Here is a 19,749-nt window from a genome sequence, read left to right on the forward strand (position 1 = left end):
GCCTACTGGCACGTCGAACGTGAGACACTCCGGCAAACGTGAACACCTCGGTTCAGTGCCTTGATCGACGTTTCTCAGCACCCCGATCGACGGGTGCGAAGTGAACGAGTCCGGCCGTCACAGGCAAGTCGGCTACCGATTGTCGGTGCTTTGCGGCAAGCTGTGGGAATGATCCGACCACCGTTCGTGGCGCGCGTTGCCGCGGGACTCGCCGTCACCGCGATGGAAGAGGCAAGGAAGTTGCCCACCACCGCTGTCGCCCTGCCGATGACCGCCGTGAGCCAGATGCTGCAGACAAGCATGCGCGTGCAGCAGTCGATCACCTCGCTGGCGATCAAGGGCGATCAGGCATTTGCACTGATCAACTGGTCTTCCGAGGACGAACAGCCCGAGTGGGCGGTATTCGACGACGACGTCGACGCTCCCGCGGACTCGGCACCTTCCACCGGATCGACCACCGCTGACACCCCGACCAACGCCGGACGCTTCGCGCTCTACTCGCTCGAGCCGACTGCCCCCATCGAGGAGCCCGCACCCGTCGCCGAGTCCGAATCCGCGGCAGCTACGACGGACAAGCCTGCCGAAGAGCCCGAGATCGTCACAGAACTCGACTACCCCAACCTCACACTCGCACAGCTCCGTGCGCGCATCCGGACGCTCAGCATCGACGAGCTGACCGCCGTCCTGGACTACGAGAATGCGACGCTCGCCCGCGCACCGTTCCAGACCATGCTCACCAACCGCATCACCACAGCCAAGGCAAAGTGACTTCCGCAACGCCCCCCGCTTCATCGCAGCGATCATCCGGCGCCAGCAGCGCTGAACAGCCGTGGCCGGTCCGCACGGTTTCCGCCAAGGTCGCCGGCTGGATAGATCGACTCGGCAGCATCTGGGTCGAAGGTCAGATCACCCAGATCAATGCACGCCCCGGTACCCGAACGGCCTTTCTCGTTCTGCGCGATCCGTCGGCAGACATGTCGCTGTCGATCACATGCTCACCGCAGTTGTTGCACAACTCTCCGGTGCCGTTGACCGAGGGCTCGCGTGTCGTGATGTTCGGCAAGCTCTCGTTCTACACCGGACGCGGAACGGTGTCGTTGCGTGTCACCGAGATTCGCGCCGTGGGTATCGGTGAACTCCTGGCCCGCATCGAGAGACTGCGCGCCTTGCTCGCCGCCGAGGGCTTGTTCGATCCGAGACTCAAACGGCCGCTTCCGTTTCTGCCCGGCACGATCGGCCTGATCACGGGCCGAGCCAGCGCGGCCGAGAAGGATGTCGTCTCGGTCGCCCATCGTCGTTGGCCTGCGGTGGCGATCGCGGTGCGTAACACCGCGGTTCAGGGCCCGACTGCTGTTCCCCAGATCATCGAAGCGCTGAAGGAACTCGACGCCAACCCGGTAGTCGACGTCATCATCCTCGCTCGCGGCGGCGGTAGCGTCGAGGATCTTCTGCCGTTCTCCGACGAAGCGCTGTGCCGCGCCATCGTGGCCTGCACGACGCCGATCGTCAGTGCCATCGGCCACGAGCCGGACAGCCCGCTCAGTGACCACGTCGCCGACCTGCGCGCAGCCACACCCACCGACGCGGCCAAGCGCGTCGTACCCGACGCGGTTGCGGAAGCTGCTCTGGTTGCGGATCTTCGTGACCGCAGCGCTGCGGCACTGCGCAGCTGGGTCAAGCGTGAGTCTCATCTGATCGAACAGTTGCGCACTCGACCGGTCATGGCATCACCGCTGCTCGCGGTGGATCGCCGCGCCGAAGAGGTCGAACGGCTCCAAGCCGCCGGACGACGCGATGTGACTCGGTTGATCGACTCCGAGTCCCGAACGATCGAGCATCTGCGCGCCCGGCTCACCACGCTGGGCCCCGCCGCGACGCTGGCCCGCGGATACGCAGTCGTGCAACGTGTTGTCGCCGACGGCGATCCGGAGGTTCTGCGCTCGGTCGAGGACGCGCCACCCGGTACCCAGATTCGAGTTCGACTTGCAGACGGCGCCGTTCGCGCCGCAGTGATGGGAAGAGAAAAATGAGCAACGCCACCGACACCGACATCAACGAGCTCGGCTACGAAGCCGCCCGCGACGAACTGGTGAGCGTCGTGAAGATTCTCGAACAGGGCGGTCTGGACCTCGACGCGTCACTCTCATTGTGGGAGCGAGGCGAAGCGTTGGCCAAGCGTTGTGAAGAGCATTTGGCCGGCGCCAGGGCTCGCGTCGAAAAGGCTCTGGCCGAAGCGGACGAATAACGTCCGCTCCGACCGCAGAACCTATGGCGTGATCGGCTGCGCTGCGCCGACCTTCTCGGCAAGAATCCGGAACTCTTCCGGCGTCGCCGCGCCCGTGAGCAACAGGCGAACGTCCCCGACGTCGGTGACCCAGATCGACTCGACGCCTTCGCCGCCGAAGACGTTCCACGTATCGGCACCGACGGTCTCGACTCCGGTCGCGAATCGCTGTCCACCGGCAACGTGTGACACCAACGGGAATTCCTCGGCGTTGCTCTGTGTCAGCTGGATGTAGCGACCACTGGTCGTGATGAATCCCACAGTGCTCGAATCTCCGCCGCCGTCGCCGGAGATGATTTTGCGACTGCCGGAGTTCGGCGTCCACCCGTCCGGAACACCGGGATTACGGATGGGAAATCCGAGTTCCTTCGCGTCGTAGTTCAGAGCTGCGTCCACGTCGACGCTCGGGATAGGCCCCTGCGTCGGGCCGCCAGGACTGAACGTGCACTGGCTGGCGATGCCCGCAATGATGATGCAGAACAGCACCAACGGTACGAGAGACCAGACCATGTCTTTGTTGTCTTCGAGAATGCGGGGTTTCTTCGATGCCACACCCCCAGTATCCAGGTACTCCGCAGTAGATACGATTCCCGGTCCCCCTCGAGCGAGACAAAACGTCTCTGCAGCGACCCGACAGCGCACGTAGCCGCTCCCATCTGGGACAATGACGCCTGAAGAAACCACTGCGTCGACACACCCCGTCGACCGCGACCGCGCCAGGAGGCACCGCACATGACGGCCAGCAGCACTCATCGTGAGACCCCGGACCGTAACCTCGCACTCGAATTGGTCCGAGTCACCGAAGCCGGTGCTATGGCTGCCGGCCGCTGGGTAGGCCGCGGCGACAAGGAAGGCGGCGACGGAGCAGCCGTCGACGCAATGCGTCAGCTCGTCTCCTCTGTCTCGATGCGCGGCATCGTCGTCATCGGTGAAGGCGAGAAGGACGAAGCGCCGATGCTGTTCAACGGCGAAGAGGTCGGAAACGGCGACGGCCCCGACTGTGACTTCGCCGTCGACCCGGTCGACGGCACCACCTTGATGTCCAAGGGCATGCCCAACGCCATCTCTGTTCTGGCTGTTGCCGAGCGCGGCGCGATGTTCGATCCGTCGGCCGTGTTCTACATGGAGAAGATCGCCGTCGGGCCGGATGCCGCGGACGTCATCGACATCAGCGCGCCGATCGCCGAGAACATCAAGCGCGTGGCCAAGGTCAAGAAGGCGTCGGTTTCCGACATCACGATCTGCATCCTGGATCGCCCGCGTCACAACCAGCTGATCCAGGACGTACGCGACACCGGCGCTCGTATCCGTCTGATCTCCGACGGTGACGTTGCCGGCGCGATCGCCGCAGCGCGTCCGGAGTCCGGCACCGACATGCTCGTGGGCATCGGCGGAACGCCCGAGGGCATCATCGCCGCAGCGGCCATGCGCTGCATGGGTGGATCGCTGCAGGGCAAGCTCGCTCCCACCGACGACGAAGAGCGTCAGAAGGCCATCGACGCCGGTCACGATCTCGATCGGATCCTGACCACCGAAGATCTCGTCTCGGGCGAGAACGTCTTCTTCTGCGCCACCGGCGTCACCGACGGTGACCTCCTGCGCGGCGTCCGCTACTACGGCGGCGGCGCCAGCACGCAGTCCATCGTGATGCGTAGCAAGTCCGGCACCGTTCGCATGATCGACGCGTACCACCGTCTCGAGAAGCTGCGCGAGTACAGCTCCGTCGACTTCGACGGCGAAGAGGGCGCGGTTCCCCCGACGTTCTGATGGGCTCCGCCCCGTGAGCGGTTAGGGAGTCCCTGCACTCCTTAACCGCTCACGGGGGACGTAGTCCCCTACCCGCCCTCCAAAAGTGGCAATGTGGAGCCATGACGGAGAGCAACGATCAAGAGTTCCGAATCGAACACGACACCATGGGCGAAGTTCGGGTGCCCATCGACGCACTGTGGCGAGCACAGACCCAGCGTGCAGTCGAGAACTTCCCGATCAGCGGGCGCCCGCTCGAGCGCACCCAGATCCGCGCAATGGGCTTGCTGAAAGCAGCGTGCGCGCAGGTCAACAAGGACCTCGGACTGCTCGACGCGGACAAGGCCGACGCAATCATCGCCGCCGCGAACGAGATCGCCGAAGGCAAGCACGACGATCAGTTCCCGATCGACGTCTTCCAGACCGGCTCGGGAACCAGCTCGAACATGAACGCCAACGAGGTCATCGCGTCCATCGCGAAGGCCGCCGGCGTGGACGTACATCCCAATGACCACGTCAACATGTCGCAGTCCTCCAACGACACCTTCCCCACCGCCACGCACGTCGCAGCTACCGAGGCAGCAGTCACCGATCTTGTTCCGGCACTGGAACATCTGCATGCGGCACTCGCCACGAAGGCGTCCGAGTGGAAGACCGTCGTCAAATCCGGACGCACGCACCTGATGGACGCTGTGCCGGTCACGCTCGGTCAGGAGTTCGGCGGTTACGCACGTCAGATCGAGGCCGGCATCGAGCGCGTCAACGCAACACTCCCCCGCCTGGGCGAGCTTCCTATCGGCGGAACCGCAGTCGGCACCGGCCTCAATGCTCCGGATGGATTCGGCCCCAAAGTTGTTGCCGAGCTGGTCAAGTCGACAGGCGTCGACGCTCTGACTCCAGCGAAGAACAGCTTCGAAGCGCAGGCCGCGCGTGACGGACTGGTCGAGGCATCGGGCGCGCTGCGCACCATCGCCGTCTCACTGACGAAGATTGCCAACGACATTCGGTGGATGGGATCGGGTCCGCTGACCGGGCTCGGCGAGATCGCACTCCCCGATCTGCAGCCGGGTAGCTCGATCATGCCGGGCAAGGTCAACCCCGTCCTGCCGGAGGCAACCACTCAGGTTGCGGCGCAGGTGATCGGTAACGACGCCGCGATCGCGTGGGGCGGCGCTGCCGGAGCATTCGAACTCAACGTCTACATCCCGGTCATGGCCCGCAACCTGCTGGAGTCGTTCACCTTGCTGGCCAACGTCTCTCGACTGTTCGCGGACAAGTGCGTCAGCGGGCTGGTCGCTCACGAGGAGCACCTCAAGACGCTCGCCGAATCGTCGCCGTCGATCGTGACGCCCCTCAACTCGGCGATCGGTTACGAGGAAGCCGCAGCTGTGGCGAAGCAGGCACTGAAGGAGAAGAAGACGATCCGCCAGGTCGTCATCGAGCGCGGACTCGTGCCCGACAAGCTGAGCGAGGAAGAACTCGACAAGCGTCTCGACGTTCTGGCAATGGCGAAGGTCAAGGACTGAACAAACAAAAGGGGTGGCGGTTTCCACGTCGGAAACCGCCACCCTTTTCGCTAGGCCGTGGTGGTTGCCCGCCACTCGTCGGTGCGGTCGGGGCTCGCCTCGGCCAATGCCTTCAGTGTCGCTTCGCGATCGAAGTCCTTGCCGTACACGGGAGTTCCAGGCTGCTGACGCCAGGAGTCGTCGATCGTTCCCGCATCGACGGGATCGAAGCCCAACTGGTTGATCAGATCGAAGACGACCTGCTTGTTCGCGTCGTCGTCGCCGGCGATGGGTAGCGCAATGCGCCCCTCTGCACCTTCGGGAAGCCCCTTCTCGAGGAGATGCTTCCACCAGATTCCGTTGAACGCCTTGAATACCGGCACACCCAGGTGCTCCTGCACCCATCCGCTTTCGGTCTGTCCGTCCTCGATGGCGGAGATCAGACCGTCACGCTGTTGCGGGTAGTAATTGTTGGTCTCGATGACCGGGGCACCGGCGACCGCACCGCTGAGGATCCCCGCCGGCAGATCAACCACGTTCTTCTGCGGAATGCTCACGATGACCAACTCGGCACCCTCGGCGGCCTCGGTGCTGCGGACTGCCTTCGCGCCCGTCTCCGCTTCCAGTTCTGCAAGCGTGTCCGGTGTCCGCGAGTTCGAGACGCGCACGTCGTGACCGAGCGCAGCGAGCCTACGTGTGAGCGTGCCACCGATCTGACCGGCTCCGATGATTCCGATGCGCATGACCCTGCTCCTTCGTCGTGTGCAGTGGCGATCGCGCCACCGCTGCATTCGTCAACGACGAGGACGCACCGGGTCATTCCGTACCGACCATTTCAACTCCCGTTGATTCAATCGGTTGACGTATCGAGTGCGAGTCTGATGCGAACGCTGACCGGATCGGTCTGCAATCCGCGAAAGGCAGAGGCCGTCAGTGCCGATCTGATCTTCCCCGACGCAAATGTCTTCACCCTCGCCGGGACGTCGTCGTCAGGCATGATCTCGGCCTGCCCGTCGATCCACTCGCCGCGGCGACGGATCCGAACCTTCGGCGTCGCAGAGATATTGGCGCCCCAACCTGTGTCGATGCCATGCTGCGCAATGACCCACGCCTCGTCGCCGTCGTAGGTGATCGCGACGGGCACTCGGCGGGTCAGACCGGTTCTGCGTCCGACCGTCTCGATCTCGGTCATCAACTACGGCATCATACCGATCCGATTCAATCCGGTGACCAGTGGATTGGCGAAATACCTCCCGACTGCAACTTCGATTCTTCTTTTTCGTGCAACTGACGTCGTTACCGGCATGCCGTTTCCTCTCCTCCGGAACTGGTGCTCTCAGCAACAGTGCTCTCAGCAACAGCTCTATACCGCACGATATAACCACTGATCGCGGAGTTCTGCCACCAAGAATCTCCATCCATACCCACCACCTGCATACAACACTTGACTGTGTCTGTCGGTTACATCTAGTCTCAGATTCGTTCCTATACCGATCGACATACTGGGAGGCAGAGATGAACGCACCTCGAGACGCCTCGTCGCCATGACCGGCCCGCAGACGCGTTGTCCGATCGCCGCAGCGCGCCGCAAGTGGGGAGCACCAAAAGAATCAGCAGCACCAGATGAATCGAACCGCACCGTGATTGCATACGATGACGGGATGGCCGACTCCGATTCCCGCACTCTGATGCTGGTCGGCGCCATCAACGCCTTCCGCGAACACGGGATCGCCACGACCTCGCTCACAGAGATCGTCGAACGGTCCGGGGCGCCCCGCGGGTCGGTCTACCACTACTTCCCCGAAGGCAAAGGACAGTTGGCCGGTGAGGCCGTCGCGTACTTCGGCCGGGGCATCAGCGCAGCCATCAGTTCGATGATCGCTCAGTCTTCCCCACCGGAGATCATCGACGCAGTTGTCACGATTTTCCGAAACAGCTTGGTGGAGAGCAATTTCACGTCCTCCTGTCCGGTCGCGGCCGCGGCCGTCGAGGGCTCGTCGACACCGGCCGCGCTAATTGCAGCCGGCGAATCCTTCACTTCGTGGGAATCGCTTCTCACATCGTTCTTCTGGCAGCAGGGACAGCCGTCCGAGACTGCAGCACAGTGGGCAACCGTCGTGATCGCGTCGATCGAAGGCGCAACCCTGATGGCAAAAGCCCAGCACACCACAGCGCCTCTCGATCGCATCGGCGCTCACCTCAAGGCACTGGTCTCAGCCCCGAGCTGACTGACCACCTACTTCCAACCGCTGCTGCCGTTCGCGCAGGAGCAGAGATGGCGTACAAACATGTCTCACACACTTGCACCGGCGCCCTCGGCGCCCATGATGACCAAGTCCCGTCGATTCGCTGCGCTGATCTTCATCTGCCTCGCCGAACTCCTTGTCGTGCTGGACAACACAGTGGTCAACGTCGCGCTGCCGACGATGAGCGTCGACCTGTTCGCCAGCGTCAGCGACCTGCAATGGATCGTCGACGCGTACACGTTGACCTTCGCCGGGTTCCTACTCACTTTCGGCCACTTGGGTGACCGCTTCGGACGCCGCCGAGTGATGATCATCGGTCTGATCGGCGTCGGCGCGATGTCGCTCGTCGGCGCTTTGGCTTCCAACCTCGAACAGGTGATCATGGCGCGCGCTGCCATGGGTGTCTTTGCCGCGGCAGTCTTTCCGGCAACTCTGGCCATGATCACCAACATCTTCACCGACGCCAGAGAACGGGCCATCGCCATCGCGGCCTGGACCGCAATGGCCGGCTTCGCGATTGCCATCGGCCCGACGGCGGGCGGCTGGCTTCTCGAGCACTTCTCCTGGCACTCGGTGTTCTGGATGAACGTTCCGGCAGCGTTGTTGGTCATCGTCGGTGTGCTGCTGGTTGTTCCGGAATCGAAGGCGCTCCACGTCGGCCGATTCGATTTCGTCGGAACAATCTTGTCGCTCCTCGGCATCGTCATTCTGGTGTGGACCATCATCGACGCACCACATCGTGGATGGGTGTCGACGTTCAGCATCACGGGATACCTCTCCGCGACAGTGCTGTTGGGCGCATTCGTCTTCTGGGAACTGCGCACCGATGCACCGATCCTGAACATGAACCTCTTTCGGATCCGACGTTTTTCGTTCCCCGCCTTGGCGATTGCGGTGAGTTACTTCAGCATGTTCGGATTCTTGTTCCTGATCACGCAGTACTTCCAGGGAGTCCGGGAGTACTCGCCGCTCGAATTCGGCATCCACTCTTTGCCTTTCGCTGCAGCTGTTGCCGTGGGCGCCCCAGTCGCCACCTTGGCGGCACAGAAACTCGGCACGACCGCAGTGATGGTGTTCGGCCTCCTCGTCCTCAGCGGCGGGATGTTCCTGGCGGGTCGGACGACCGTCGAGACGCCCTACCTCGGACCCGTCGTGATCTCGATGGTGCTCATGGGTCTTGGCCTCGCAATTGTCCAGGGACCGGCAACCGACTCCATCATGTCCTCGGTGCCCCTCGACGAAGCCGGCGCAGGTTCGGCAGTCAACGACACGACGCGTGAGCTGGGCGGGACCCTGGGCGTCGCCGTCATCGGCTCGATCGTCGCCTCGTACTACACGTCCAAGGTGGCTCCGATCGTCGACGCTATTCCCGACGCCGTGATGTCGGCACAGGAGAAGGGCTTCGCTCGTGAGTCGGTGCTCAGCGTCATCGAGATCCGCTCCCGCGACATCAGTCCGCTCTTCGAGCAGCAGAAAGACAGTCTGATCTACACGATGAAGACCGCATGCCTGGAAGGCTTCGCCATCGCGTCGTACTTCACGGTCGGCGCGGCACTGATCACCGCTCTGCTGGTCGCGTTGTTGCTCCCCTGGAAGCCGGTCACGGAAGGCTCCATTCTCGGCAGTCTGACAACCAAGACCCCGAAGTAGTTACAAGGTTTCCCGATTTGTCCCACTATCAGCCCACGATTCCCGATACTGGATTGACCGAGTGGTACCGACGACAGCCCTGCTAGGGAGAATCTCGTGTCCATCACCAGTAGAAACAGCTCGCTTCTGGCGGCAGCGGCGGTTCCGGTAGTACTGACGGTCGCCCTGCTCGCCGGATGCTCGTCCGATTCAGACACCACCTCAGCGCCCAGGCCGGTCGTCAGCGACGCCAGCCCGGGTCTCGACGCCGGGGTGCCGATCCCGGACGGGCAAATCGACGACGCGGTCGGGAAGCTCGACGGCCTCGCGAACGATCTCATGGCACGTTCCGGTGTTCCCGGCATGGCTGTGGCCGTGGTGCACGGAGGTAAGACTGTGTATGCAAAGGGATTCGGGGTTCGCGAGTTGGGTAAGAGCGCCACCGTCGATGCCGACACCGTGTTCCAACTGGCGTCGGTGTCGAAATCGGTAGGGGCCACGGTGGTCGCCCACGAAGTCGGAATCGGGACCGTCGACTGGGACACTCCCGTGATCTCGAAACTACCGGGGTTTGCGCTTGCCGATCCGTGGGTGACCGACCACCTCACGATCTCCGATCTCTACACGCATCGGTCGGGATTACCGGACCACGCCGGCGACGGACTGGAGGACCTGGGCTACAACCGGGCCCAGGTGCTCGAGAAACTTCGCCAGCTTCCGCTCAATCCGTTCCGAATCACATACGAGTACACGAACTTCGGCGTCACGGCCGGCGCGGAGGCCGTTGCCGCTGCGGCGGGCACCGATTGGGAAACGCTGTCGCAGAACACGATCTACGGTCCGCTCGGTATGACGTCGACGTCTTCGCGGTTCGCCGATTACCAAGCCCGAGAAAATCGAACAGTGGGCCACATTCTCGAAGACGGAAAGTACGAGGTAGGGCCGGTTCGGGACGCCGACGCCCAATCCCCCGCCGGTGGAGTCAGCTCCTCGGCGAACGACATGGCCAAGTGGTTGGACATGGTGCTGTCGGGTGGTCAGTATCAGGGGCAGCAGATCGTTCGGACAGATGCGCTCGTGCCCGCGGTCAACCCGGAGATCGTCTCGCGCCACGCGCAGGAAATCGGGGAACGCTCCGGCTTCTACGGCTACGGGTTCAACGTTTCCGACAGCGCCGCGGGCCGTGTCACCGCCAGCCATTCCGGCGCCTTCCTGGTCGGAGCCGGGACGAATTTCGTGACGATTCCCTCCGCTGACGTCGGCATCGTCGTTCTGACCAACGGCACGCCCACCGGCGTCGCGGAGACCTTGACCGCCGAGTTCGCCGACCTGGTGCAGTTCGGAAAGATCACCCGCGAGTGGCGCCCGCTCTACGAAGCGTCGTTTGCCTCACAAGCCGATCCCGAGGGCGAACTTGCCGGGAAGACACCGCCGGCCTCCCCCGCTCCTGCACCACCGACAAACCAATTGACCGGCGACTACGGCAACCCGTACTGGGGTCCCGCACTCGTGACGCAGCAGAACGGTGCGCTGACCTTGACCATGGGTCCCGCGGCCGTGACGTACCCGCTGACCCACTGGGAGGGAAACACCTTCACGTTCCCGCTCAGCGGCGAGAACGCACCGGCCGGGACGGTCTCGAAGGCCACCTTCGACGGAAACTCGCTAACCTTGGAGTACTTCGATCACGATCATCTCGGTACCTTCATCCGGGCAACACCGGCCGAATAATCAGCCAAGGACACCCCATGAGTAGTTCGACAGCCACGGTGAACGCAATGTTCGCGGCCCTCACCGATTTCGACGTGGACGCCGCAGCCGAATTGATGACAGACGACATCGTCTGGCAGAACGTCTCGCTCCCAACGCTGCGAGGCAAGAAGACCGTCGTGCGAGCGCTACGGCTGGTCACCAAGCCTTCACTGAAATTCGAGGCGGAGATGCACCACATCGTCGGCGACGAGACCACGGTGCTCACCGAACGCACCGACATCCTCACCGTCGGACCGCTGCGCATCGAATTCTGGGTGTGCGGAACCTTCGAACTGCGTGACGGCAAGGTCTCCGTCTGGCGGGACTACTTCAGTCTGAGAGACGTCGCGTGGGGCGTGGTGACCGCGGTCGGCCGTGCAGTCGTCGGGAACGGGACACGAAGTAGGCTTGCTCCGGCCTGAAAACACCTGCCGAAAGCGAGCGAACCTCCCATGTCCGAGAACACCACGCCTGACTCCTTCGACGCCGGCTTGGCTGTGCGAACCGAAGTCATGGGCGCCGATTTCGTCGACGCAGCTTTCGAGCGCACCCGCGGCACCGACAGCGAAGAACTGCAGAACTTCGTGACGGCCAACGTCTGGGGATCGGTGTGGACGCGCCCGGGACTCGATCGGCGCAGTCGCAGTCTGATCAATCTGGGGATGCTGATCGCGCTGCGCGCCGAGAACGAACTGAAGGGCCACGTACGCGGGGCACTGCGAAACGGCTTGACGCGCACCGAGATCGTCGAAACCGTGATCCATGCGAGCGCGTACTGCGGCGCGCCGGCGGGGCTGGCGGCGATGCGTGTGGTGCAGGAAGTTCTCGACATCGAACTGGGACCGCTGCAAAACTGAAACAACTTCGAACCCATACATCTCCCCGTGCAGACCGAAGTCCGCACGGGGAGATCGCTTCTCAGGAAGTGGGGCCGAACTCCTCGAGCATGTCGGTCACCAACTCGGCGATCGGTGAACGCTCACTGCGCGTAAGCGTGATGTGCGCGAAAAGCGGGTGCCCCTTCAGCTTTTCGATAACGGCCGCAACTCCGTCGTGCCTGCCCACTCGCAGGTTGTCACGCTGCGCGACGTCGTGAGTGAGCACCACCCGCGAGCCGGTTCCCAGACGAGAAAGCACTGTCAGCAGAACATTTCGCTCGAGTGACTGCGCTTCGTCGACGATCACGAACGAATCGTGCAGCGACCGACCGCGAATATGCGTCAGCGGCAACACTTCCAGCATTCCGCGGGCGAGAACCTCTTCCAGAACCTCGGGTGAGGCCAACCCGTCCAGAGTGTCGAAGACGGCCTGAGCCCACGGGCCCATCTTCTCGCTCTCACTACCGGGAAGGTAGCCGAGTTCTTGTCCGCCAACGGCATACAGCGGACGGAAGACGACAACCTTGCGCTGAGTACGGCGCTCGAGAACGGCTTCCAAGCCTGCCGTCAGAGCCAAGGCCGATTTACCGGTGCCTGCCTTACCTCCGAGCGAGATGATGCCGATACTCTCGTCCATCAGGAGATCGAGCGCAATGCGCTGCTCGGCGGAGCGCCCGTGCAGCCCGAACGCCTCGCGCTCGCCGCGCACCAACTGGATGCGCTTGTCGGGAGTCACCCGACCGAGAGCGCTCGACGAACCACCCAACAGGCGAAGACCCGTGTGACACGGCAGATCTCGCGCTTCGTCGAGGTCCAGGAATCCCTCGTTGAACAGCTCGTCGATGTCCGTCGACGCGACGTCCAGTTCGGTCATGCCCGTCCATCCGGAGGGCACGACGTCGTGAGCGTGGTACTCGTCGGCAGGCAGTCCCACCGCGCCTGCCTTCACGCGAAGCGGAATGTCCTTACTGACGAGGACTACGTCCTTGCCCTCCGCCGCAAGATTCAACGCGCACGCCAGAATCCTCGAATCGTTACTGTCCGTGCGGAATCCGACGGGCAGGACTGCAGGGTCGGTGTGATTGAGTTCGACCTGCAGTGTCCCGTTCTCGGTGCCGATCGGCACCGGACGGTCGAGTCGGCTGTATTCGATCCGGAGATCGTCGAGCATGCGGAGCGATTCTCGGGCGAACCATCCCAGTTCGTGGTGGTGTCGCTTGCCTTCGAGTTCGCTGATCACGACCAGTGGGAGAACCACGTGGTGTTCGGCGAATCGTGTGACAGCCCATGGATCGGACAGTAGTACCGAGGTATCCAAGACGTACGTGCGAAGTGCATCTCCCGAATGATTCCCGGCTGATAGATCAGCCCGGGCCGAGTGGGCAGAGACGGAGCGTGATGCAGTCACGTTGGGCTCCTAGGTCTGCGCGGCACCCGCGCAAACTCAGCTCGCTGGGCCGGACGGCTCTGGTGTCAGGTGACGCTGTGTCAGCTGATACAAGGGCCGGGCGCCGGCCCTCTCGTACTGAGTGTTTCAGTCACGATCAGAACCTCCCGCACAAGTAACTTCTGGTTACTCGTTACTGCCGACGGTACTGCGGATCGGACACTCGCGCCACGGAACGAGCCGCACATCTGGTGAACGCCAGGTAACAAAATGCCACTCGTGTGATTCAGCGTCACTCAGGACTCGATCAGACCCCACTTGGCAGCGCGCACCGCTGCCTGAACCCGCGAATTGGTTCCGGTCTTGACGAAGATGTTCTCGAGGTGGGTGGCGACGGTGCGACGGCTGACGAACAACTTCTCGGCGATCTCGACATTGCCCGCGCCCCTGGCCACCAATTGCAGTACTTGGATCTCCCGCGGGCTGAGATGGACGCGATCGAGCGCCACCTGGTCCCCCACGACGCTCGAGCAGGCCGCGCTGGACGCCGCCACCACCTCGCGCACGCGATCGACGACGCCGGAATCCGCGAAGCTCATGTGCAGCAATCCGGTCACCTCACGGCCGGAGAACCCCAAAGCGACCGAAGCCCCCTCGGCGTACCCGGACGGCCGGAGAACATCGGTGACCATCTCGACCTGCTCGAAGCGTGGCACGTCCTGCCAGAACACGGGCACGCCCGAAGCCTCGCGAATGATGCCGAAGAGATTGCGATCGGCCACGAAGTCGTCGAGCAGGAACTCGAGCACCCTGGCGTCGTATCCGGAACTCGCCAGAGCACGATGCCGTCCGCTCGACGGGTCCCGGTACGTGACCGCCGCAGCCGAGTACGCCAGTCCCCGTGCGCGGAGTTCTTCGGCACACAGGCCGAGAATGCCGTAGGCCCCGGCCGCCGGCGATCGCGGCGCGAACATGTCAGGTCCGGCGCCGCGATCAGGCAATACAGACGTCATCACACCAATCTAGCCAATCGTGTGAGCTAGACCACCACCAGTGAATCGGCCGGCTTCTTGTCCGCCCACGGACGCACCGCTTCGAAGTTCGCGGCAGTCCGTAGAACCAGTGCGTCCTGGCGGTGACGTGCGGCGATCTGCAGCCCCACCGGTCGACCGTCGGCGGTAAATCCGGCGGGCACGGTGATCGCCGGATTGTTGAGCATGTTGTACGGGTAGGTGAAGAGCCAATCGAGCAACTGCTCACGCAGCGACGCGCCTTCGAGCCACGACGGCGCGAACTGACTGAGCGGGAACGTGGCCGAAGCCAAGGTCGGCGAGACCAACACGTCGTAGTCGTTCATGAAGGTGGTCCACGTGTCCCACATGACGCCGCGGAATGCGTCGGCCCGCCCGACGTCGACACCGGTGAGCCGCTCGGCCTCGTGCATGATCTCGATCAGGTTGTCGTCGACCTCGCCGCGCTGGTCCTCCCAGTCGAGCAAGTCGTATTCCGAAGCGAAACCGGGAACCCAGATGCCGTTCCACATCGACTCCGACGGATTTCCCCACTGCGGGGTCGCCTCGGTGATCTGGGCACCCAATTCCTCGAATGCCGACAACGCGTCGAGGCACACTGCCAGTACCTCCGGATCCACGTGGCCGAGACCGAGATTCGTCGACCACGCGACGCGAAGCCCCTTCACGTCGCCCTTCGATGCTTCGACATACGAGGTCTCGGCACGCTCGATCGAGAGCGGATCCGCATTGTCCGGCCCGGCCATGATGTCGAGCATGAGCGCGTTGTCAGCGACAGTCCTGGTGATCGGACCGTGGTACGCCCAGTTGTAGAAGCGCCCGGCCAGAATGGTCTGCGGGATGACGCCAGTGGTCGGCTTCAACCCGACGACCCCGCAGAGCGCCGACGGGATACGCACCGATCCGGCGCCGTCACTGCCCTCGGCAAGTGGCCCGAGGCCTGCAGCCACAGCAGCCGACGCACCGCCACTGGACCCACCCGCGCTGTTGCCGAGCTTCCACGGGTTGTGCGTCGGCCCGTACAGGTGGTTGTCGGTGCCACCGTAGTAACCGCTTTCGGGAGTGTTCGTCTTTCCCAGGAACAGTCCGCCGGCGCCCCGCAGCCTGTCCACGACGACGGCATTTCCCGTGGCGATGTTGTCGGCCATCGGCTTCATCCCGAACGTGGTCGGCAACCCGTTCACTGCCGTCAGATCTTTGATCGTGAACGGAATGCCGTGCAGCGGGCCGAGTTTCTCGCCCGATTCCTGCTGTCGTGAGAGTTCGGCCGCGTCGCGGGTGACCTGCTCACGATCGAACTGCACTATCGCGTTGATCGACGGATTGACGGCGTCGACGCGATGGATCATCGCTTCGGCAATCTCGTTGGGCGAGAGACTGTTCGACGCAACCGACGCCGCCATCTCGGTAGCGGAGAGCCAATGCAGATTCTGTTCGGTCATGGGGTTTCCTTCGCCGGAGGGGTGATGCTCTCAGGCTAGGAAGCGCCGAACTCGGCCACCATCGGTCATGTGACCGATGACACAACTCCGTGAACCGCCCATCCATGAACACCGACGGCCCGGCCCCTCGAAAGGGACCGGGCCGTCGGTGAAGAAATTCCTAGACGTTCTTGCTGAGCAGGCCCCAGTTCTCGAGACCGTCGTAGAGCGGAAGGTCGAGAGCGAGCTTGGCCACACGCGCACGCAGCGCCGGCAGATCCGCGTTGCCGGCCAGAGCGGTACCGATGATGTCGGCGACCTCGGTGAACTCGGCATCGCCGAATCCGCGAGTGGCCAACGCAGCGGTACCGATGCGCAGACCGGAGGTGGTCATCGGCGGGCGGGGATCGAACGGAACAGCGTTGCGGTTGACCGTGATGCCGATTTCGTGCAGAAGGTCCTCACCCTGCTGGCCGTCGAGCTGCGAGTTACGCAGGTCCACGAGAACGAGGTGAACGTCGGTGCCGCCGGTCAGAACGCTGATGCCCTGATCTGCGACGTCCTTGTTGCCCAGACGCTCGGCCAGGATGCGCGCACCGGAAAGGGTGCGTGCCTGACGATCCTTGAACTCTTCACCGGCAGCGATCTTGAAGGTGACTGCCTTGGCCGCGATGGCATGCATGAGCGGACCGCCCTGCTGACCGGGGAAGACAGCGGAGTTGAGCTTCTTGGCCCACTCCTTCTTCGCCAGGATCAGACCGGAACGCGGTCCACCGAGGGTCTTGTGGACGGTCGAGGAGACGACGTCCGCGTACGGGACGGGCGACGGGTGCAGGCCGGCTGCCACCAGTCCGGCGAAGTGAGCCATGTCGACCCACAGGTACGCCCCGACCTCGTCGGCGATCGCACGGAACGCCGCGAAGTCCTGCTGACGCGGGTACGCGGACCAGCCGGCGACGATGACCTTCGGCTTCTCGGCGAGGGCGATCGAGCGCACCTCGTCCATGTCGATGCGGTGATCTTCCTTGCTGACGCCGTAGGACGCGACGTCGTACAACTTGCCGGAGAAGTTGAGCTTCATGCCGTGCGTGAGGTGACCGCCGTGTGCGAGGTCGAGGCCGAGCAGCTTCTCACCCGGGTTCATCAGAGCCATCAGGACAGCAGCATTGGCCTGTGCGCCCGAGTGCGGCTGAACGTTGGCGAACTCCGCACCGAAGAGTTCCTTCGCACGGTTGCGCGCAAGATCCTCGATGACGTCGACGTGCTCGCAACCGCCGTAGTAACGACGTCCCGGGTAGCCCTCGGCGTACTTGTTGGTCAGGACACTGCCCTGAGCCTGCAGAACCGAGCGGGGAACGAAGTTTTCCGACGCGATCATCTCGAGCGTGTCGCGCTGACGAGCCAATTCACCAGCCATCGCCTCGGCGACTTCGGGATCGAGTTCGGCGAGTGATGCAGAGTTGACGTCGGAGCCGGGCACAGCGGTCATCGAGGAATCTCCAAGCTGGATGCGGAAACGAATGCGTCCAGTCTACGAAGTTCGCTCCCGCCGTCTCCACCCGGCACTAGGCAGCACGCAGAGAGCTGGGGACCAGCGGCTCGTCGAGCAGCCTGCGGAACCGTTCGGTGCGCTCTGCGCCCACCGGCACCTCGTCCAGCCAGCCCCCGAGCAGCCGGTATCCCTCGACATATGTGCTGGTGTAAGCGCGCCACAGCGGTGACGAGAGGAACTTGAGCGATTGGCGAGCGCGTTCCGGCGTCGACAGCGACCATCGTTCCAGGAAGAGGGCAACGTCGTCGAGACTGCGCCCCTCGTCGTGCAACATCAGAGCGGCGTCCTGACGAACGCTCAGCAGCTGCCCCGACGCGGTGGAGAGCCGTTGCGCCTTTTCCCCGTCGAAAGACAATCCGAGGTCGGCGTAGATTTCCTGCGCCCACAAACCCCAGTCCGGGCCGACTATCGCTTCGAGCGCCAGATCGGCGAGGCCTTCGGCCATGATGCACTGCGGCGTGTTGACCAGAAACAGCGTCTGCTCGAGTTGGCCGGTTCCGACGAGGCCGGCTTCCTTGCGGCAATGCTCGGTGTGATGGCCGGGGTAGGACTCGTGCGCGATCAGCCGCGGCAGGTTGGCCATGAACTGCGGCAGATCCGAATTGATCGCAACCTTGGAGCGGTAGTCACCGAGGTAGTAGTTGAAGCCGGACCACGGCTTGTCCCCCACCACTTCGTATTCGACGGTTTCCGACGCGGGGAGCCCGAAGGTGCCGCGAACCAGATCACGCAGCGCGCTCGACATCGCCTCGACGCACTCGTTCAGTCTCGCCGCGGGGATCTCGTCGGCCTTGCGATGCGCCTGCACCCGCTCGGCCAACGGTCCCGGACCGGGCAGAACTTCACCCATCAACCGGTGTGCGTCGCTGTAGGCATCCTCGCTTCCCTTGTCGATTCGTACGTCGAAATACGCCTCCACCTCGTCCACGAAGCCGATGTCCTCACCCGCGAACTTGCGCCCGGAGCATTCCAGGGCACGCAGGTGAACGTCGATGAAATGGGCGCGTTCGGCATTCAGACCACTTCCGGCCAGTTCGCCGCGCAATTCACGTGCCGTGCGGGCAAGTTCACGCGGATCGGGCTTCGGGGCACTCTCGACCTGCTTACGCAGCGCCGGGTCACCGGTGAACGCGTCGACGAACCCGTCTTCGAGACGGTCGAAACCCAGTCCGAGCAGCAGGTATTGGCGAACAAGTGTGTCTGGATCCATAACTACCGAGCCTAGTCGCTCGCTCCGGAATGCCACCCGGCGAAAGTCCCGGACGTGGCACCGAGCACAATCCGACTATGCACTCGGATCGTGCGCACACGCGCCTGGCTTGCTCGCATAGCTGTTTCGTCCGCCGGGCCCCGGGTTCACTACGCGCCGGTGAGCTGGGCTGATGGCGCGCACCAACGAATCGAGTCCCTACGTCGAGTTCGACCGCAAGCAGTGGCGGACACTGCGCAAGTCGACGCCATTGGTGTTGACCGAGGACGAGTTGTACGGCCTGCGTGGTCTCGGCGAGCAGATCGATCTCGAAGAAGTTGCCGAGGTGTATCTCCCCCTCGCGCGTCTGATCCACCTGCAGGTGGCGGCACGCCAACGACTGTTCGCGGCCACCGCGACGTTCCTCGGCGAGAAGCATCCGGATCGTCAGGTGCCCTTCGTCATCGGTGTGGCCGGTTCGGTTGCCGTCGGTAAATCCACGACTGCTCGTGTGCTGCAAGCCCTCCTGGCTCGCTGGGATCACCATCCGCGCGTCGATCTCGTCACCACGGACGGATTCCTCTATCCGACCAAGGAACTCCAGCGGCGAGGCATCATGCACCGCAAGGGTTTTCCCGAGAGCTACGATCGCCGCAAGTTGTTGCGCTTCGTCACCGAGGTGAAGTCCGGCGCCGAAGAAGTAGCAGCGCCGGTGTATTCGCACACCTCGTACGACATCATCCCGGGCCAGTACCACCTCATCCGCCAGCCGGACATCCTCATCATCGAAGGCCTCAACGTCCTGCAGACGGGTCCGCGTCTGATGGTCTCCGACCTCTTCGACTTCTCGATCTACGTCGACGCCCGGATCGAGGACATCGAAGCCTGGTACATCCAGCGATTCCTCGCGCTCCGCAATACGTCGTTCGCCGATCCCAGCGCTCACTTCCACCACTACTCGGGGCTCTCCGACCGTGACGCGACCATCGCGGCGAAGGAGATCTGGAACTCGATCAACCACCCGAACCTGGTGGAGAACATTCTTCCTACCCGCCCTCGCGCCACCCTGGTGCTGCGCAAGGACGCCGATCACACGATCAACCGGCTCCGACTGCGCAAGCTCTGAGCC

General features: G+C 63.4%; 19 protein-coding genes. 11 read left to right on the forward strand and 8 right to left on the reverse strand.

Translation table 11 applies throughout. From position 1 onward, the window contains the following. The first annotated feature begins 168 nt into the window (after positions 1-168). From DBV08_RS07970 to DBV08_RS07980, 3 genes are read left to right on the forward strand one after another with little or no spacing between them, the layout of a single operon-like run. Entirely contained in the window at positions 169-768 is a 600-nt protein-coding gene (locus tag DBV08_RS07970; protein WP_124567072.1) for a lipid droplet-associated protein, read from the forward strand. Further along, positions 765-2,030, forward strand: a complete 1,266-nt coding sequence (gene xseA, locus DBV08_RS07975) for an exodeoxyribonuclease VII large subunit (RefSeq protein WP_003945258.1) — start codon at positions 765-767, stop codon at positions 2,028-2,030. Before DBV08_RS07970 ends, xseA begins: the two co-directional genes overlap by 4 nt. Then, the gene (locus DBV08_RS07980) at positions 2,027-2,245 is read left to right on the forward strand and encodes an exodeoxyribonuclease VII small subunit (protein ID WP_003945276.1); all 219 of its coding nucleotides are present in this window, start codon (positions 2,027-2,029) and stop codon (positions 2,243-2,245) included. The genes xseA and DBV08_RS07980 overlap by 4 nt, the downstream gene beginning before the upstream one ends. A 21-nt stretch (positions 2,246-2,266) precedes the next feature. On the opposite strand, the gene DBV08_RS07985 is transcribed toward DBV08_RS07980, so the two are convergent. Then, entirely contained in the window at positions 2,267-2,836 is a 570-nt protein-coding gene (locus DBV08_RS07985) for a DUF4245 domain-containing protein (protein ID WP_003945206.1), read from the reverse strand. A gap of 180 nt (positions 2,837-3,016) precedes the next feature. On the opposite strand from DBV08_RS07985, the gene glpX reads away from it, so the two are divergent. Both glpX and DBV08_RS07995 read left to right on the forward strand, forming a co-directional pair. Continuing rightward, complete coding sequence (glpX, locus tag DBV08_RS07990) at positions 3,017-4,051, forward strand: class II fructose-bisphosphatase (protein WP_019744581.1); 1,035 nt, start codon at positions 3,017-3,019, stop codon at positions 4,049-4,051. 101 nt (positions 4,052-4,152) lie between these two features. Beyond that, the gene (locus tag DBV08_RS07995; protein WP_124567073.1) at positions 4,153-5,556 is read left to right on the forward strand and encodes a class II fumarate hydratase; all 1,404 of its coding nucleotides are present in this window, start codon (positions 4,153-4,155) and stop codon (positions 5,554-5,556) included. A 50-nt stretch (positions 5,557-5,606) separates the two neighbouring features. On the opposite strand, the gene DBV08_RS08000 is transcribed toward DBV08_RS07995, so the two are convergent. Together DBV08_RS08000 and DBV08_RS08005 are read right to left on the reverse strand one after the other, a co-directional pair. Then, positions 5,607-6,326: an NADPH-dependent F420 reductase gene (locus tag DBV08_RS08000; RefSeq protein ID WP_095972194.1), complete on the reverse strand. Its 720-nt coding sequence runs from the start codon at positions 6,324-6,326 to the stop codon at positions 5,607-5,609. Between the two features lie 59 nt (positions 6,327-6,385). Next, on the reverse strand, positions 6,386-6,727 hold the full coding sequence (locus DBV08_RS08005) for a nitroreductase family deazaflavin-dependent oxidoreductase (protein ID WP_260395371.1): 342 nt from the start codon (positions 6,725-6,727) through the stop codon (positions 6,386-6,388). A gap of 469 nt (positions 6,728-7,196) precedes the next feature. Here DBV08_RS08005 and DBV08_RS08010 point away from each other — a divergent pair, with 469 nt between their 5' ends. From DBV08_RS08010 to DBV08_RS08030, 5 genes are all read left to right on the forward strand, one after another. Next, a complete protein-coding gene (locus tag DBV08_RS08010) occupies positions 7,197-7,763 on the forward strand; it encodes a TetR/AcrR family transcriptional regulator (protein WP_124567074.1) in 567 nt (188 codons plus the stop codon). A 96-nt stretch (positions 7,764-7,859) separates the two neighbouring features. Beyond that, on the forward strand, positions 7,860-9,431 hold the full coding sequence (locus DBV08_RS08015; RefSeq protein ID WP_095972192.1) for an MFS transporter: 1,572 nt from the start codon (positions 7,860-7,862) through the stop codon (positions 9,429-9,431). A gap of 96 nt (positions 9,432-9,527) precedes the next feature. Then, positions 9,528-11,141 carry a serine hydrolase gene (locus tag DBV08_RS08020; protein ID WP_124567075.1) on the forward strand — a complete coding sequence of 538 codons (1,614 nt, stop codon included), beginning with the start codon at positions 9,528-9,530 and terminating at the stop codon, positions 11,139-11,141. Between the two features lie 17 nt (positions 11,142-11,158). Further along, positions 11,159-11,584, forward strand: a complete 426-nt coding sequence (locus DBV08_RS08025) for a limonene-1,2-epoxide hydrolase family protein (protein WP_124567076.1) — start codon at positions 11,159-11,161, stop codon at positions 11,582-11,584. A 30-nt stretch (positions 11,585-11,614) separates the two neighbouring features. Then, positions 11,615-12,019 carry a carboxymuconolactone decarboxylase family protein gene (locus DBV08_RS08030; protein ID WP_124567077.1) on the forward strand — a complete coding sequence of 135 codons (405 nt, stop codon included), beginning with the start codon at positions 11,615-11,617 and terminating at the stop codon, positions 12,017-12,019. A 61-nt stretch (positions 12,020-12,080) separates the two neighbouring features. Here DBV08_RS08030 and DBV08_RS08035 read toward each other — a convergent pair whose 3' ends face one another. The 5 genes from DBV08_RS08035 to DBV08_RS08055 form a co-directional block, all read right to left on the reverse strand. Next, positions 12,081-13,448 (reverse strand): PhoH family protein, encoded by a 1,368-nt coding sequence (locus DBV08_RS08035; protein WP_003945274.1) that lies wholly within the window; start codon positions 13,446-13,448, stop codon positions 12,081-12,083. 275 nt (positions 13,449-13,723) lie between these two features. Next, a complete protein-coding gene (locus tag DBV08_RS08040) occupies positions 13,724-14,440 on the reverse strand; it encodes a LuxR family transcriptional regulator (protein WP_124567078.1) in 717 nt (238 codons plus the stop codon). Positions 14,441-14,466: 26 nt separating this feature from the next. Continuing rightward, complete coding sequence (locus DBV08_RS08045) at positions 14,467-15,900, reverse strand: amidase (protein ID WP_124567079.1); 1,434 nt, start codon at positions 15,898-15,900, stop codon at positions 14,467-14,469. 160 nt (positions 15,901-16,060) lie between these two features. Further along, positions 16,061-17,368, reverse strand: coding sequence for a serine hydroxymethyltransferase (glyA, locus tag DBV08_RS08050; protein WP_003945195.1), 1,308 nt, complete (start codon positions 17,366-17,368; stop codon positions 16,061-16,063). Between the two features lie 76 nt (positions 17,369-17,444). Further along, entirely contained in the window at positions 17,445-18,641 is a 1,197-nt protein-coding gene (locus DBV08_RS08055) for a DUF885 domain-containing protein (protein ID WP_124567080.1), read from the reverse strand. A 172-nt stretch (positions 18,642-18,813) separates the two neighbouring features. Here DBV08_RS08055 and coaA point away from each other — a divergent pair, with 172 nt between their 5' ends. After that, positions 18,814-19,746: a type I pantothenate kinase gene (gene coaA, locus DBV08_RS08060; RefSeq protein ID WP_095972184.1), complete on the forward strand. Its 933-nt coding sequence runs from the start codon at positions 18,814-18,816 to the stop codon at positions 19,744-19,746. Positions 19,747-19,749: the final 3 nt, after the last annotated feature.

It is taken from the genome of Rhodococcus sp. KBW08, from assembly GCF_003852455.1.
Taxonomy (GTDB): Bacteria; Actinomycetota; Actinomycetes; order Mycobacteriales; family Mycobacteriaceae; genus Rhodococcus_F; species Rhodococcus_F baikonurensis.

Excerpts from the sequence above, each read along its gene's own strand:
- DBV08_RS07970 (WP_124567072.1), top strand. The coding sequence starts at position 169 with ATGATCCGACCACCGTTCGTGGCGCGCGTTGCCGCGGGACTCGCCGTC.
- DBV08_RS07980 (WP_003945276.1), top strand. The coding sequence starts at position 2,027 with ATGAGCAACGCCACCGACACCGACATCAACGAGCTCGGCTACGAAGCC.
- glpX (WP_019744581.1), top strand. The coding sequence starts at position 3,017 with ATGACGGCCAGCAGCACTCATCGTGAGACCCCGGACCGTAACCTCGCA.
- DBV08_RS07995 (WP_124567073.1), top strand. The coding sequence starts at position 4,153 with ATGACGGAGAGCAACGATCAAGAGTTCCGAATCGAACACGACACCATG.
- DBV08_RS08000 (WP_095972194.1), bottom strand. The coding sequence starts at position 6,326 with ATGCAGCGGTGGCGCGATCGCCACTGCACACGACGAAGGAGCAGGGTC.
- DBV08_RS08005 (WP_260395371.1), bottom strand. The coding sequence starts at position 6,727 with ATGACCGAGATCGAGACGGTCGGACGCAGAACCGGTCTGACCCGCCGA.
- DBV08_RS08010 (WP_124567074.1), top strand. The coding sequence starts at position 7,197 with ATGGCCGACTCCGATTCCCGCACTCTGATGCTGGTCGGCGCCATCAAC.
- DBV08_RS08015 (WP_095972192.1), top strand. The coding sequence starts at position 7,860 with ATGATGACCAAGTCCCGTCGATTCGCTGCGCTGATCTTCATCTGCCTC.
- DBV08_RS08025 (WP_124567076.1), top strand. The coding sequence starts at position 11,159 with ATGAGTAGTTCGACAGCCACGGTGAACGCAATGTTCGCGGCCCTCACC.
- DBV08_RS08030 (WP_124567077.1), top strand. The coding sequence starts at position 11,615 with ATGTCCGAGAACACCACGCCTGACTCCTTCGACGCCGGCTTGGCTGTG.
- DBV08_RS08040 (WP_124567078.1), bottom strand. The coding sequence starts at position 14,440 with ATGACGTCTGTATTGCCTGATCGCGGCGCCGGACCTGACATGTTCGCG.
- DBV08_RS08045 (WP_124567079.1), bottom strand. The coding sequence starts at position 15,900 with ATGACCGAACAGAATCTGCATTGGCTCTCCGCTACCGAGATGGCGGCG.
- glyA (WP_003945195.1), bottom strand. The coding sequence starts at position 17,368 with ATGACCGCTGTGCCCGGCTCCGACGTCAACTCTGCATCACTCGCCGAA.
- DBV08_RS08055 (WP_124567080.1), bottom strand. The coding sequence starts at position 18,641 with ATGGATCCAGACACACTTGTTCGCCAATACCTGCTGCTCGGACTGGGT.
- coaA (WP_095972184.1), top strand. The coding sequence starts at position 18,814 with ATGGCGCGCACCAACGAATCGAGTCCCTACGTCGAGTTCGACCGCAAG.